Annotated in this window: 10 protein-coding genes; all 10 read left to right on the top strand. The window is 45.2% G+C overall.

What is annotated here, in order from left to right; all coding sequences use genetic code 11:
* Position 1 precedes the first annotated feature (1 nt).
* Positions 2 to 1,366, top strand: coding sequence for an MFS transporter (locus V8Q34_RS11020; protein WP_103733142.1), 1,365 nt, complete (start codon positions 2 to 4; stop codon positions 1,364 to 1,366).
* Between the two features lie 107 nt (positions 1,367 to 1,473).
* On the top strand, positions 1,474 to 2,613 hold the full coding sequence (locus V8Q34_RS11025; RefSeq protein WP_054352203.1) for an AraC family transcriptional regulator: 1,140 nt from the start codon (positions 1,474 to 1,476) through the stop codon (positions 2,611 to 2,613).
* A gap of 101 nt (positions 2,614 to 2,714) precedes the next feature.
* Positions 2,715 to 5,099: a glycoside hydrolase family 3 N-terminal domain-containing protein gene (locus tag V8Q34_RS11030; protein WP_335835432.1), complete on the top strand. Its 2,385-nt coding sequence runs from the start codon at positions 2,715 to 2,717 to the stop codon at positions 5,097 to 5,099.
* A gap of 56 nt (positions 5,100 to 5,155) precedes the next feature.
* The gene (locus tag V8Q34_RS11035) at positions 5,156 to 6,460 is read left to right on the top strand and encodes a DUF5605 domain-containing protein (protein ID WP_335835433.1); all 1,305 of its coding nucleotides are present in this window, start codon (positions 5,156 to 5,158) and stop codon (positions 6,458 to 6,460) included.
* Positions 6,461 to 6,479: 19 nt separating this feature from the next.
* Positions 6,480 to 7,313: an alpha/beta hydrolase gene (locus V8Q34_RS11040; RefSeq protein ID WP_054352206.1), complete on the top strand. Its 834-nt coding sequence runs from the start codon at positions 6,480 to 6,482 to the stop codon at positions 7,311 to 7,313.
* Between the two features lie 592 nt (positions 7,314 to 7,905).
* Positions 7,906 to 8,748, top strand: a complete 843-nt coding sequence (locus tag V8Q34_RS11045) for an AraC family transcriptional regulator (RefSeq protein ID WP_335835434.1) — start codon at positions 7,906 to 7,908, stop codon at positions 8,746 to 8,748.
* A gap of 175 nt (positions 8,749 to 8,923) precedes the next feature.
* Positions 8,924 to 10,114, top strand: coding sequence for a Gfo/Idh/MocA family protein (locus tag V8Q34_RS11050; RefSeq protein ID WP_335835435.1), 1,191 nt, complete (start codon positions 8,924 to 8,926; stop codon positions 10,112 to 10,114).
* Between the two features lie 105 nt (positions 10,115 to 10,219).
* Entirely contained in the window at positions 10,220 to 10,726 is a 507-nt protein-coding gene (locus V8Q34_RS11055) for an SEC-C metal-binding domain-containing protein (RefSeq protein WP_335835436.1), read from the top strand.
* Positions 10,727 to 10,794: 68 nt separating this feature from the next.
* Entirely contained in the window at positions 10,795 to 11,571 is a 777-nt protein-coding gene (locus tag V8Q34_RS11060; RefSeq protein ID WP_335835437.1) for a YdcF family protein, read from the top strand.
* 43 nt (positions 11,572 to 11,614) lie between these two features.
* The gene (locus V8Q34_RS11065; RefSeq protein ID WP_244805889.1) at positions 11,615 to 14,860 is read left to right on the top strand and encodes an SNF2 helicase associated domain-containing protein; all 3,246 of its coding nucleotides are present in this window, start codon (positions 11,615 to 11,617) and stop codon (positions 14,858 to 14,860) included.
* Positions 14,861 to 15,118: the final 258 nt, after the last annotated feature.

A 15,118-nucleotide genomic window follows, 5' to 3' on the forward strand; every position in this document is an offset into this window, starting at 1 on the left:
AATGAAAAAAGAAAAAAAGTATCAACAGGATCCATATAGAATGCGTCCAATTCAGATGGCAGGATGGTCCGGGAGAGCAATTTCCATAGCAGTCAATGTAATTGTTCTTATGCAGATTACCTTTTATTGTACGAATATCCTTGCTATGTCACCGGTTCTTGTAGGTACGCTGTTAATGGCAAGTAAGATTTTTGATGGTGTTACAGATATCTTTGCAGGTGTACTGATTGACAAAACAAAGACACGCTGGGGAAAGGCAAGACCGTATGAATTCAGTATATTGTTTGTATGGGCAGCAACAGTATTACTTTTCAGCTGTCCGGATTTGGGAAATCTCGGTAAGGCAGTGTGGGTTTTTGCAATCTATTCGTTCATCAACTGTATATGTGTAACACTGCTCAATGCTTCTGAGGCGGTTTATCTTGTCCGTGCCTTTAAGTATGAAGATGACAGAACAAAATTATTGTCTGTAAACGGTCTGCTTGTCATGCTCTTCTGCACGGCGGCTGGTATGGTTTTCCCAATCCTGATGGGAACTCTTGGAACGACAAAAGGCGGATGGACGACAATGACATTGATCATGGCAATCCCGATGATGCTGATTGGTATGGGACGGTTCCTGCTTGTAAAAGAAAAGGTGGATACAACGGCAGGTGCTGCAGTAAAAATAGGATTTAAGGATTTTGTTCCGGCAATGCAGAATAAATACATATGGATTTTTTGTGGAATCACTTTATTTGTAAACTTGATTAGCAATTCCGTTTCCAGTGTTGGAACTTATTATTTCGCATATGTGGTAGGTGATATCAAGCTTCTGAGTATTGTGAATATGCTGGGACTTATCACACCATTCCTTTTGTTGCTGATGCCAAAACTGCTGAGTAAGATATCCCTGAAACAGTTGTTTCTGTATTCATTTTTTATTGGAATCATCGGAAGCGTAATCAGAGGTATTGCAGGGGCCAATATACCACTGCTGGTTCTGGGCAGCTTATTCCAGTCACTTGCAAGTATGGCGCCCTCTTACTATACAGTTCTGCTGCTCCTTGATATTATGGATTACCATGAATGGAAAAAGGGTGTACGAGTGGAGGGTGTACTGAGTGCGATCAACAGCTTTGCCGGGAAACTGTCAGGTGGGATTGCTGCCGGCGGTGTAGGACTTCTGATGGGAATCTGTGGATTCGACGGGACATTGGCTGTCCAGTCTTCAACAGCAATGGGATCTATTGTGGCGCTGTACTGCTGGATACCTGCAGTACTGTATGCATTTCTGATTCTCTTTATCAGACTGTTTGATCTGGATAAGAAGATGCCGAAAATCCGTGAAGAACTGGAAGAAAGGCGAAAGGCTGCAGTACAATAAAAGAATCATATTCAAAAAAGCTCTGCTCGGTTCAGAAGAATTTTGGGCAGGGCTTTTTGTGCTGAATAAAGCCTCAAAATGTGATAGAATGAAATGAGGTGATTGGTATGGATAGAATAGAATTTTTTCTGAACAGACTTTATGTTGGGAGCAGGGTTCCTGTAAGTATATATAAAAGACAGTCAGACGAAACCGTAAAACATATCTGCATTCCAAAAGAAAATACGGATGCGGTGGAGTGGAATAGAGATGATGAGGCGATAGCCCGTTGGATGAAACAACTTGAGGAAATTGGAAAACCGTTTATTTACGGCAGTACAGAGACACATTTCTATGGAATGTTCACAGATGATGCAGGTACAGCCGTCGTGTGGGGACCGGTACAGGAAGACCTGCGGCGTCTGGCCAATGTGACAGCTTCCTCTTATTTCTTTCTGACTGGCAGACAGATGATAGAAGAGGAGGTGGAGATCCATTGGGTGGGAGAATATCATATACTGCAGGATGCAAAAGGATATGAAATGTATCTGCTCGATAAGTCTGAATGGAACAGAATCCATAACAGTATTGAATATGAGACTGTATTCTTAGAGGCAATCGAACGAGGGGATTTGGAGAAGTTATTTGAACTTTCAAAAATGCCGGAGCCGGAAGGTGTCGGACAGGTTGCCTGGGAGGAAAAGAAACGGATGGAATATCTTTGTGTGGCAAGTGTTACGCTGTGCTGCCGTGCAGCGGTACGCGGCGGAGCAAATCCGGAGGAGGCATATGATCTGTCTGATTATTTCCTGCAGAAGCTGCAGCAGACAAAGGACATGAAAGATATGAAAAAATTAACTTTTGACATGGAGCTTACCTATGCGAAATTAGTACGCAAACAGAAGAGCCGACAGAAAAAAAACCTGCATGTGGAAAGATGTAAAGATTATATTGCCAATCATCTGCGGACAAACTTTAAAGTACATGACATAGCGGATGAATTATCGATTAATCGGACATATCTGTCCAAAATCTTTTCACAGAATGAAGGAATGACAATACAGCAGTATATTTTGCGGGAACGCTGCGAACACGCATCCAATATGCTGCGGTATACAAATTATCCGATTTCCATCATTGCGAATTATTTTTGTTTTTCCAGCCAGAGCCATTTTACAAAGAAGTTTCAGGATGTATATGGAGTGACACCAAAAGAATACCGCAAACAGAATAAATATATAGAAAGTTATCAAAGACAGAGACAGTAACAGAAAAACAATATACGTATTAAAAGAACAACATCCGTGATATGAAAAATACGGGTGTTGTTTTATTTTAGAACAAGATAGAATGATTAAGGAGAACAAGAATGAAAACAAGAACAAAATTAATTGATAAAGCATCCGTTAAGAAGGTTCTGGGAGAATTGACCATTGATGAAAAGCTGAATCTTGTGGGGGAATATTCTGCGTGCCATACGCTGGCGATTCCGGATATGGACATTCCTTCTTTGTATCTGCTGGATGGGGCAACCGGTGTTAATGGAAATCAGATATTACTCGACTATTTAAGTGCGCCGGAGCGTGCAGATGCTGTAGAGGAGACAAAAAAACTGTTTACCAGATTTACAGAATTGGCGGTATTGAATGAAATAGACCTCGATGAGGCAGAAAAACAGTATAAAGAAGAACCAATGATGCTAAATGTGATTCAGCATATGAAACACTTTCGTCCTCGGGGAAAAGAGTTTCTGTGCTTTCCCTCGGGGATTAATATAGGCGCTGCCTTCGATAAAACTGTAGCAAGAGACATCGGTGAGGCTATAGGACAGGAAATGCGGGCATCAGGGGTGGATATCTGCATGGGGCCGAATGTGGATATTATCAGGGATCCCCTTGGTGGACGTGGTTATGAGATGTACGGCGAAGACCCAAGACTGGTGGCAGATACCGCAGTCGAGGTGATCAAAGGAATACAGTCCGCCGGAACAGCCGCCTGCGCAAAACATTTTCTGGCTAATAACCAGGAAACAAACCGCAATACTGCAGATACACATGTATCGGAACGTGCGCTGCGGGAAATTTACGGCAGAGGATTTCAGGATTCGGTTCAGAGGGCAAACGTTCTGACTATCATGAGCGCGTACAATTCTATTAATGGAAAATTTTCATCTTATAACGGGGAAATTCTAAATGATTGGCTCAGAAAAGAGTGGGGATTTGATGGTACAGTTGTCTGTGACTGGGGAGCGGTAAAAGAGAGAAAAGCAGAGGCGATCATGGCGGGTATGGACATGATTCTCTGTGGTCCGACGGATATGACAGAGGTAAAAAAGCAGCTGGAAAATGGTACTTTTTCTATAAAAGACTTGGACAGATCTGTAGAGCGGATTCTGAATCTGATTCTTAGGATACGAGACAGCAGGGCTGGGAAAGAGTTTATTTATAAGCGGGAGGAAATTTGTGAGAAAATGCGCCGCTGCATTGCTGCCGGCAGTATTCTGTTAAAGAATGAAGGAGGGGGGCTTCCACTGAAGCAGAGCGGTAGGGTTACATTTTACGGAAAACGCAGCAAGAAATTTATGGAATGCGGCACCGGGTCTACTGCAGTGATAACAGGTATACATAGTAATGTATTTGAAGCATGTGAAAAATACAGGGATGTTGTGATTTCATATGAGGATATGGATAATGCCGATGTACTGGTCTATACCGTTACGGCACCGGCGGGGGAGAATGCGGACCGTGCAGACATGGATATAGAAAAGGAAGACAGGCAGAGGCTTCCCCGGGTGTTGAAGCTGGCAAAAGAAAAAGGGCTAAAGACAGTTGTCCTTCTGAACGTGGCAGGTCCGGTGGACATGAGAACATGGGAGAAATATGCTGACAGTATATTGTGTATTTTTATACCGGGATGTATGGGCGGCGTAGCAGCTGCAGATATGCTGTTTGGCGAAGCGTATCCGGGAGGAAAGCTGCCGGTGACATTTCCGAAAAGGCTTGAGGATACACCGTGCTATCCGAATTTCCCAGGGGAAGGAAACCATGTGTACTATGGGGAAGGGATCTTTGTGGGATACCGCAGTTATGAAAAACGTAAAGTGGAGGTACAGTATCCTTTTGGTTACGGTTTATCCTACACAAAATTTGAAATAAGCTGCAGGGAAAAGGAAAGGATATTCCGCGTTCTGGAGGAAGACACGCTTGATATTTCTGTTATAGTAAAAAATACAGGTCATTGCAAGGGAAGTGAAGTGGTACAGATTTACGCGTCAGAAGAAAATCCTCATGTACTTCGGCCGGTTAAGGAACTGGTTGGATTTGCAAAAGCAGAGCTGGAGCCCCAGGAGGAACAAGAAATATCTGTGCAGATAACAAAAGATGCATTCCGGTACTTTGATGCTGATAAAAAGAGCTGGATACTGCCGGTTGGAAAGTTTAAACTTTATGTAGCTACATCTTCAGCCAAGGAGGATATCATTGCAGAAATTCCCCTGCGGATCATTGGGGAGAGTGCATACAAACTAAACGGAAACAGCAGAGTTTCTGAAGTGATAAAGAATAAAGACGCAGTACAAATCGTAGATAAATATACAGATGGACTGCTGGAGAAGATGGAAGAAGGGGATCTGGCTATGATGTTGAATGACAAACTTGCGGATTTTCTTGGTATGGTGATGATATCCATGGTACCGGATGCAGTAGAACTAAATGAAATACTGACATCTCTTTCAGATGAACTTGAAGCGTTATAGATACAGATAAATTTGCTGCGGCAGATAAAAATCAGGAGAAAGAAAGGTGCAGATAAATGAATGGGAACAGGAAATACGGAAAGGTATTAACAAAAGGATGCAGGTTTGAGTATGAGGACGGTACACCGTATATCCCTTTTGGCACAACGGTGTATGCATTGTTATATCAGCCGGAATACAGGATTAGGGAGACTTTGGAGACACTCAGGATTTCACCGTTTAACAAAATCAGGTTTTGTATTTTTCCCAAATATTATGAGTATGTACGTGAAGAACCGGATGTGTTTCCGTTTGAAATGGAAGGGAATAAGATATGTGTAGATCGTCCGGTGGAAATATATTGGAAGCGCCTGGAGACAGTTCTGGATGAACTGGAGGAAATGGGTGTGCAGGCAGACCTCATTTTATTCCATCCATATGATAAATGGGGATTTGCGCATCTGACCATGAGTGAACGAAAAAAATATCTATCCTATATTATTCAGCGAATCTCAGCTCGAAAGAATGTCTGGTGGAGTCTTGCAAATGAATATGATGTAATGTATGATTTTAAGGAGGAGGACTGGAGGGAACTGGAAAGTTTTCTTGCAGATAAGGATACTCAGAAACATCTTATAAGCTGTCATAACTGGCAGAAATTTTATGATTCTTCTCACGATACCATAAGTCATGTTTCCATACAATCCTGCTGGTATCAGGAGGCAGGGACTCTAATGAAAAGGTATGGAAAACCGGTAATTTATGACGAGATGGGATATGAAGGGAATCTGCAGCAAAACTGGGGGAATCTTTCTGCTTTTGAAGTAGTGAACCGGTTCTGGTGTGTATACACACAGGGAGCTTATGCCTCCCATGGGGAAACTTATTATGCAGAACATGAGGTACTCTGGTGGGCAAAAGGCGGCCGCTTAAAGGGGGAGAGCCCAAGGCGCATTCAATGGCTGAAGGAAATCCTGGAAAGTTTTCCGGGAGCCTTGTCTCCGGTAGTTTCCGGATATGAACAACAGGGATCAGGGGATACACAGGAAGATAACAGTGCATTGCTGCAGAAGCTGATGCAGCTTCCGGAGTCCATTCGAGGTTTTGCTTTTGCAATGACAAAATTAACGGAAAAAGAAAGAATGCTGCTTGCAGATCCTCAGTATTTTGGACATTTTAAAGAGAAAGTATATCTGCGGTATTTTGCCCGCAGCTGTCCTTCTATTTGTTCTATGAAACTTCCGAAAACCGGCTGCTACAGCGTTGAGGTATTGGATGTCTGGGAAATGACCCGGACACAGATTTATGCGGCAGCAGTGGGAGAGATTGAAGTCCGTCTTCCGGCAAAAGAAGGGATTGCAGTACTCGCATGTCAAAATTAATAAAAGGAGAAAACAGATTATGGCCTTTATCCAAATGAATATATTATCACAAAATTTAATGCGCACAGTTCCGGTGAATGTGATCCTGCCGGTAGACAAGCAGCAGATGCCGGGAATGCCGGCCAGAGAGGAGAAACCATACAAAACGCTTTACCTGCTCCACGGAATCTTCGGAAACTATATGGATTGGGTGACAGGGACTAAGATCATGCGGTATGCGGAAGAGCACGATCTGGCGGTTGTCATGCCTTCCGGAGATAATTCTTTTTATGTGGATCACCCGGAAGCCATGAACAATTACGGGAAGTTTGTGGGAAAAGAGTTAGTGGAGATGACCCGGAAAATGTTTCCTCTTTCAAGAAAAAGGGAAGATACCTTTATCGGCGGTCTGTCAATGGGCGGAGCCGGAGCTTTGTTAAACGGGCTGAAGTATCATGAGACATTCGGATATATTGTGTCTCTTTCCGGAGCGTTCCTGATAGAGGAGCTGCCCCACAGGACAAACGATACCGTAAATGTGCTTGAAAGAAGAGATTACGCAGAGAGCATCTGGGGAAATCTTGATCAAGTGGCTGAAAGTGAGAATAACCCCAAATATCTTGTCAGGCGAATAAAAGAAGAGAATGCAGAGTTTCCAGAAGTGTACATAGCATGCGGAGAGCAGGACAGCCTGAGAGATGTTAATCTGGATATGTATCATTTTCTGAAAGAAAACGGGGTGAATGCAGTATATGAAAGCGGAGCAGGGGCTCATGAATGGGATTTCTGGGATACCTATATCAAACGTGCCATGGAATGGCTTCCTACAGAGAATACAGGGTTGGGAAGAAACAGCGGAAATGTGGGAATATAAAATAGGGCTGTGCTCTGTTAAATTACTACGAATGAATTGATACAATCTGCTGCATTTTGTTATGTTATCAAATGTTTTAGCTTTAAAAGAAGTATGTCTGGAACCACCTGAATTTACAGGCGTCTTGGCATACTTCTTTCTCCTCTGCGATTTCCTTTTGTCTACGACCAAATGCTTTTACCATGTCATTTTCGTACGTTTTAAAATCAATCTTGTAATCATTATAACTTGGGATGGTGTTGGCATCCAGGGATTTTCCACGAAAACAGACATATCTCCTGACAAACCCCAGACTCCTGGAAACATAAGGGTTCCTGAAATTCTGACAACACTTTGACAACAGTTTGACAACAGTTTTTAGGCCCACTTTACCACTTCACATTATGTAAAACCCCTGTAACCAGTGGGCTTCTTCCGGTTACAGAGGCTTCAAAGGGGAGGATAAGTATTTCTACTTTTTCTTTTGTAATCCTCGAAGAGCGTCACATCTTTGTGCCTTCCCTCCGTGGACTACTTATAGTATGACCGGTATCAAACAAGCTATACAAAAGAAATGAAAAAAATTATTTTTTTTTATCCATGGAGCAAAATTATGAAAAAATACTTCCAGGGATGTGCAGTGAATAAGTATGTCAACATCACATCCGTATTCACCATATACGAAAAAATCTTTGAAGATACCTATTATTTTGACGGCGAATCCCACGACTTCTGGGAATTTGTCTGTGTACTGGACGGCTCACTGGGCGTGACGGCCGGGGAAGATGTATGTATTCTGGAAAGAGGCCAGTCCGTTCTGCACCGTCCCATGGAATTCCACCGTCTCTGGTCGGAAAAAAAGACAGAGCCTCATATCTGTGTGATCTCTTTTGCCGCAGACGCTATGCCTCAGATAAAAGAAAAGCAGTTTCAGTTGACTGAGGAAGAATACAATACCATATCCGGCCTAATGGAAAAAGCGGGCAGCATTTTCCACAGAGACAGGGAAATCTTTGTAAAAGGGGTCCATTCCGGAAAAGAGGCGGAGTCCCAGATCTTTTTTAATACCTTTGAGAGTTTTCTTCTGTCCGTTCTCACCGAAAAAACTCCCGGGATGGATGCCTATGTTTCCGTCAGTGCAGACAATTACCGATTCATTGTCCGCACTTTGGAAAAACATATTACAGAGCATCTCACCCAAGCAGACATTGCAGGACTCTGCAATATGAGCCCGGCATCTCTGAAAAAAACATTTTCAAAATACGCCGGGATCGGCATCATGACATATTTTACACAGATGAAGATACGCCGTGCCATGGAGCTGCTGAAAGAAGGATACGGCATCAATGAAACCGCGGAAGTTCTGGGCTTCTGTGACAGGAACTATTTCAGCACAGTCTTCAAACGCACTACAGGGGAATCTCCCGCAAACTATCTGAGAAAACAGCAGCAATAAAGCTGCGGAAAAATTCAACAGAATATATCTGCACAAAATGTTATCCGATATCAAATATAATATCCCCAAATACCTATAGAAATTTGTATTCGGCTATGTTACAACTAAAACATATTAAAAATTTAAAACACTCTATAGCAAAATACATCACACAGACAGAAAAGGAGCCGGTCAAATGGAGAAACTGAGAGTCGGAATCATAGGATTAGGATGCAGAGGATACAGCCTTATGCGGGATGTCATTCTCAGAATGCAGGATGTGGAGGTGACTGCAGTCTGCGATGAATATAAGGACAGAGTACAGGCAGCGTCAAAACTTGCAGAGGAAGCAGGCGGTAAGCTGCCCCTGGCGGCAGTTGATGTGCAGGAGGTACTGGACAGCCCCCTGGTTGACGCTGTGGTTATAGCTTCTGCCTGGGAAAGCCACATTCCCATTGCGGTGAGAGCCATGCATGCCGGGAAGGCAGTGGGCATGGAGGTAGGCGGTGCCTACAGTGTAAAACAGTGCTGGGATTTGGTGGATGCCTGGGAAGCCACAAAGGTTCCCTTTATGCTTCTGGAAAACTGCTGCTATGGCAGAAGAGAAATGATGGTCATGAACATGGTAAAAAAAGGAATATTCGGGAAGATCATCCACTGTAAAGGCGGCTATCTCCACGACCTGCGGGAAGAGATCGCCGGAGGAAAAGAAAACCGTCATTACCGCCTGAGAAATTACATACACAGAAACGCGGAGAACTATCCGACCCACGAATTAGGTCCCATTGCCCAGATCCTGAATATCAACAGAGGCAACCGGATGCTTACACTCACTTCAACAGTATCCAAAGCGGAAGGCCTTAGGGAATATTTATCAGACAGCACATCCGCATTTGCTCAGGGAGACGTGGTGAACACCGTAATAAAATGTGCCGGAGGCGAAACCATTCTTCTCACACTCAACACCACCCTGCCCAGATTCTACAGCCGCGATTTCACAGTCTGGGGGACAAAGGGCATGTATGAGGAAGCGACCGATTCCGTTTTTTTGGATAAAATAGACGCGGCGTATGATTTTAAATGGAAAGAAAAATGGGGTAATGCCGCTGAATATGAAAAGGATTACGAGCATCCCACATGGAAAAAATTTCTAGCAGAGGGTATAAAGGGCAGTCATGACGGCATGGACTGGCTGGAGTTTGAAGCATTCTTTGACAGTGTGAGAAATCACAGACCATGCCCCATTGATGTGTACGATGCAGCGGCGTGGATGTCCGTCACTGCCCTTGCAGAAGAGTCTATTGCCCTTGGCGGACATCCCGTGGCAATTCCTGACTTTACAAATGGAAAATGGATCCTGGCAGGGGAAAACCGCGAATACGCCTGATAAAAGTAAGGATTGAAAAAATCCGCCATATCGTATATACTATATCTGTCAGGCGTTTCGGGACGCCTCAAAAATACGATAATAAGTAAAAGGTGGTAAAGATACATGGCATTATTACAGGAATGGAGAGATGTTGCTTATTCTCAGGAAGCAGACAAAGCGCAGCTGCAGAAATTCTGGACCAACTATTTTCTGATCGAAAAAGGAATCTATGAGAAACTTCTGACCAATCCGGACGAAGTAGTTCGCGGCACAGTGAAAGACCTGGCTGATAAATTTGAAGTTGACGTTATGACCATGGTCGGATTCCTGGATGGCATCAATGACAGTCTGAAAGTACAGAACCCGATTGAGGAGATGGACGAGAATACCGAGGTAAATCTGGGATTTGATAATGAAATGCTCTACAAGAATATGGTAGACGCAAAAGCAGACTGGCTGTATGAGCTTCCCCAGTGGGACGAGATCTTCACAGAGGAGCAGAAAAAAGAGCTGTACAAGGAGCAGAAGAAATCCGGTACCGTCGTAAAAGGACCGAAAATCGGACGTAATGATCCATGTCCATGCGGAAGCGGTAAAAAATATAAACACTGCTGCGGCAGAAATAAATAATCAAATAAGATGCAGTATTTTCAGAGGGGCGGTGGAGAACCGCCCCTTTGTGTTTAGAAAGGATACGAATGAAGACTTTATGCATGATCCTGGGGAGCCTTTGTTCCCTCTATTTTATAGGAATCACAGTTTATGCGGGCCTGTCCTCCCTGTTTCCCTGCATCTGGGCAGCAGGCGGTGTTTTCTTCTATGGAATCGCCATACTTCTCCATCTGAACAGCAGACACGGCGTGCTGGCCGGATTTTCACTTCCGCCGGTTATAAAAAACAGTCTGATTGTTCTGGCAGCCCTCTGCATCCTTGTCTTTTTGACAGTGGAGGCTCTGATATTTACGGGGATGTTCCATCATCCTTCGGAAAATCTGGACTACCTGGTCGTGCTGGGCGCCCAGGTAAACGGTACAAAGCTGAGCAACTCCCTGAGACTCCGGGTGGAGCGTGCCGGGGAGTATCTGGAGGAAAACCCTGAAACAAAAGCAGTCCTCTCCGGGGGAAAGGGAACAGGGGAGGATATCACAGAAGCTGAGGCCATGTACCGCTTTCTGGAGAAAAAGGGCATCTCCCCGGAACGCCTTCTGAAAGAGGAGCATTCCACAAACACCAGCGAGAATCTGAAATTTTCTCTGGAGATCATTGATAAAAAGGAAGACAACAGAGGAAAAGAGGCATCCATCGGGGTAGTTACCAACAATTTTCATGTGTACAGAGGTGTCAGCCTTGGGAAAAAGCTGGGATGCAGGCATGTGGAAGGAATCCCGGCAAAAAGCAACGCGTTTTTACAGGTGAATTATCTTGTGAGAGAATTTTTCGGGGTCCTGAAGGACAAAGCAGTGGGAAATATGTAAGAGGCAGTAAAAACGTTAATTTTCAGCAATCGGAGAAGAAGAAATGTTAAAAATCAGTACGATCAAAGACAATTGTTTTCCTGCCATGTATCAGCGTGGGAAAGCACTTTTTGACAAAAAAGCCTATAAGAGTTTTTTGGTTGAGGACTATCTGGAAGACGACAAAGAAGTCAGTGCCCAGGTGAAGGGAAGCGAAGGCAAATGGTATGAGACAACAGTTGTCTTTGATGCAGAGGATGAGATCACGGATTATATCTGCAGCTGTCCGGCAGCCGGAGCGTATTTGGGTATGTGCAAACACTGCGTGGCAGTGGCGCTTGCCTACCGGGAGACCCAGATGCCGGCAGATTCTCTTGGTACCGTTGATTTTCCTTCAAAAACCCCCGCAAACCGCAGGACATCTGATACCCTGAAGGATACCATTGCAAAATACGCGGTGAGGAACAATGCGTATCTGCTGGGGGAGTATTACGGACAGGTACGCCTGGAACCGATCATCACCTCTTCTTATAACCAGTTTCACATTGAATTTAAAATAGGTGCCGGCAAGCTGTATGTCTTAAAAAATATCTGTAAAATGCTGGACTGCGTGGAAAAGGGAAAATATGATTCCTATGGAAAGAACCTGGGCTTTATCCACGACCGCTCTGCCTTTACTCCGGAAGCTCTTTCCTGGATCGACCTGCTGACCGACTGCCTGAAGACGCAGTTTCACAACATGGAGTTCAGCAGCCAGGTATACAGTTCCAATTTCCGTAAAATCGGTTTGAGCAATTACGGCATGGACAGGGTCCTGCAGAAATATACAGGCGGAACCATAGAGATAGACGGAAAGCCTTATCAGGTCATCTGCGGCAATCCGGTGATCAGGATGGAAATCGTAAAGACAGAGGAGGAGGGCGCCAGTATTTACCTGCATTCTCCAAAGTGGATCAGGGGTACGGTCCATGACTATCTGCAGACAGAGGATACGATCTATCAGTGTACGCCGGAGTTTTCCAGGGATATGATGCCCATCATCAAAGCGCTGAATACGGACAGTATACAGTATTACCAATATCAGCACAGGGACCGCACCATTTTTCTCAATAGGGAGGATTATACCGCGTTCTGCGCAGCTCTGCTCCCTATATTGGAACAGTATGCGGATATCCAGATGAATGACATTGATTTTGACGAATACCAGCCCCAGGAGGCAGAGTGCAGCGTCTACCTCAGTGTGGATGAGAAGATCCGGGACGCCATCTGTATGCGTGCACAAGCCGCTTACGGAACCACGGTCTATGATCTTTTTGACGACGTGGACCCCTCCAGCCAGTACCGCGATATGCAGAGGGAGGGGGACCTGAAAAGATGCCTGGAAAAGTATTTTGACATCTGTAAAGGTACAGGGGAACACTGCGGCCTGTGTACCTCAGAAGAGAAAATGTATGAGCTTCTGGACATGGGATTCCATGAAATCCGTGAACTGGCAGCGCTTTTTGTAGATGATAAGATCCGTGGAATGCGCATTCTCCCCTCTCCGAAGGTCAATGTGGGCATTGGTCTGTCCGGGGATCTGCTGAATCTGGATATCCGGGTGGAGGACATGGATCCGGGAGAAATGGAACATATCCTTCGGGGATACCGCAGACGGAAAAAGTATTACCGTCTGAAAAGCGGTGATTTTATCAGCCTGGAAGACAATGGCCTTTCCCTGGTATCTGAACTCTCCCAGGGACTTTCTTTTGACGAGAAAGAGTTTGGGGAAGGCAGTTTCCAGGCTCCAAAATACCGGGCTTCCTATATAGCGGAAACCCTGAAAACACATTCCGGCAAAGTGGATGCCAGACGAAGCACGGAATTCAAACAGCTCATCCGAGATATGAACAGCTATCAGGACAGTGATTTTGAGATTCCCGGAGAATTGAACGCGGAACTGAGAGAATATCAGAAGAACGGATTCCGCTGGCTGGCCATGCTGTCCCAGTGGGGCTTCGGCGGCATTCTGGCGGATGATATGGGGCTTGGCAAGACACTGCAGGTCATCGCACTGCTGGAAATGAAGAAGGAGGGCGCGCTGATCGTCTGTCCTGCCTCCCTGGTCTATAACTGGGAAAGCGAAATCCTCCGGTTTGCGCCTGACCTGACAGTAAAAGTGGCGGTTGGAAACAGCCGGCAGAGGGAAGAAATCATAGAACATGCGTCTAAAGAAGATATATTGGTGACCTCCTATGATCTTCTGAAACGTGATCTGGATCTGTACAAAGAGAAGGTCTTTCCATATATGGTCATAGATGAGGCACAGTACATCAAAAATCCGGCCACCCAGGCTGCAAAAGCTGTGAAGGAGATACCGGCGGTACACCGTCTGGCACTGACGGGAACCCCTATTGAGAACCGGCTCAGCGATCTGTGGAGTATTTTTGACTTCATTATGCCGGGGTATCTGTACAGCTACAAAAAATTCAGGGAAGAGCTGGAACAGCCCATTGTCCAGAATGAGGACGGGAACGTCATGGAGCGGCTGAAACGGATGGTGAACCCCTTTATTCTGCGCAGAAAGAAACAGGATGTGTTAAAAGACCTGCCGGACAAGCTGGAGAAGACCATCTATGTGAAGATGGAGGAGGAGCAGAGAAAGCTCTACGACGCCAGGGTTGCCAGACTGCAGATGGAGCTGTCAGGCCAGAGCGAGGAGGATTACCAGAGCCAGCGCATGAAATATCTGGCAGAGCTGACAGGGCTGCGGCAGATCTGCTGCTCCCCTCTGCTCTGCTACGAGAATTACAGAGGCGGTTCCGCAAAACAGGAAAGCTGTGTGGAGCTGGTACAGGATTTAGTACAGGCGGAACACAGGATTCTGCTGTTTTCCCAGTTTACCACCATGCTGGAACTGCTTGCAGCGGAATTTGACAAGGCGGGAATTTCTTATCTCTATCTTTCAGGGAAGAATACAAAAGAACAGCGCCGGGAGATGGTGAAAAAGTTCCAGAACGGGGATGCCCAGGTCTTCCTTATTTCCCTGAAAGCAGGGGGAACGGGGCTGAATCTCACAAAGGCGGACGTTGTCATCCACTATGACCCGTGGTGGAACGTGGCAGCCCAGAACCAGGCTACAGACAGGACCCACCGCATCGGACAGGAGAATATTGTAACAGTCATGAAAATAGTGGTGAAGAATACCATAGAGGAGAAGATTCTGTCTCTCCAGGAAAAGAAGGCCCGCCTTGCGGAAAACGTTATGGAAGGGCAGGCAGTGGCAGACCACAGGATCAGCAGGGAGGATCTTCTGGAGCTGCTAAAATAGTGCCGGATGCGGGCAGAGTCCCTGTGTTCTCTCAGAGAAAAATGGTTGACAAAAATATTTCTGCCGTTATAATGAAAAGTAGATTCATACAGAAAACGCGATGACGAGACGAGTAAAATGCGGAAGTTCCCAGAGAGGGCTGCGTATGCTGGAAGCAGCCTGTTCAGGAAGCATTTGAAAACTACCTCCGAGCGGCCCCGATCCGGCCCGGTGATTCCGTTATCATCAAATGAGTGGTGAACCGGTCTTCTGAGAAGA

Source organism: Blautia sp. JLR.GB0024, assembly GCF_037000545.1.
In the GTDB taxonomy this organism is placed as follows: domain Bacteria; phylum Bacillota; class Clostridia; order Lachnospirales; family Lachnospiraceae; genus Blautia; species Blautia celeris.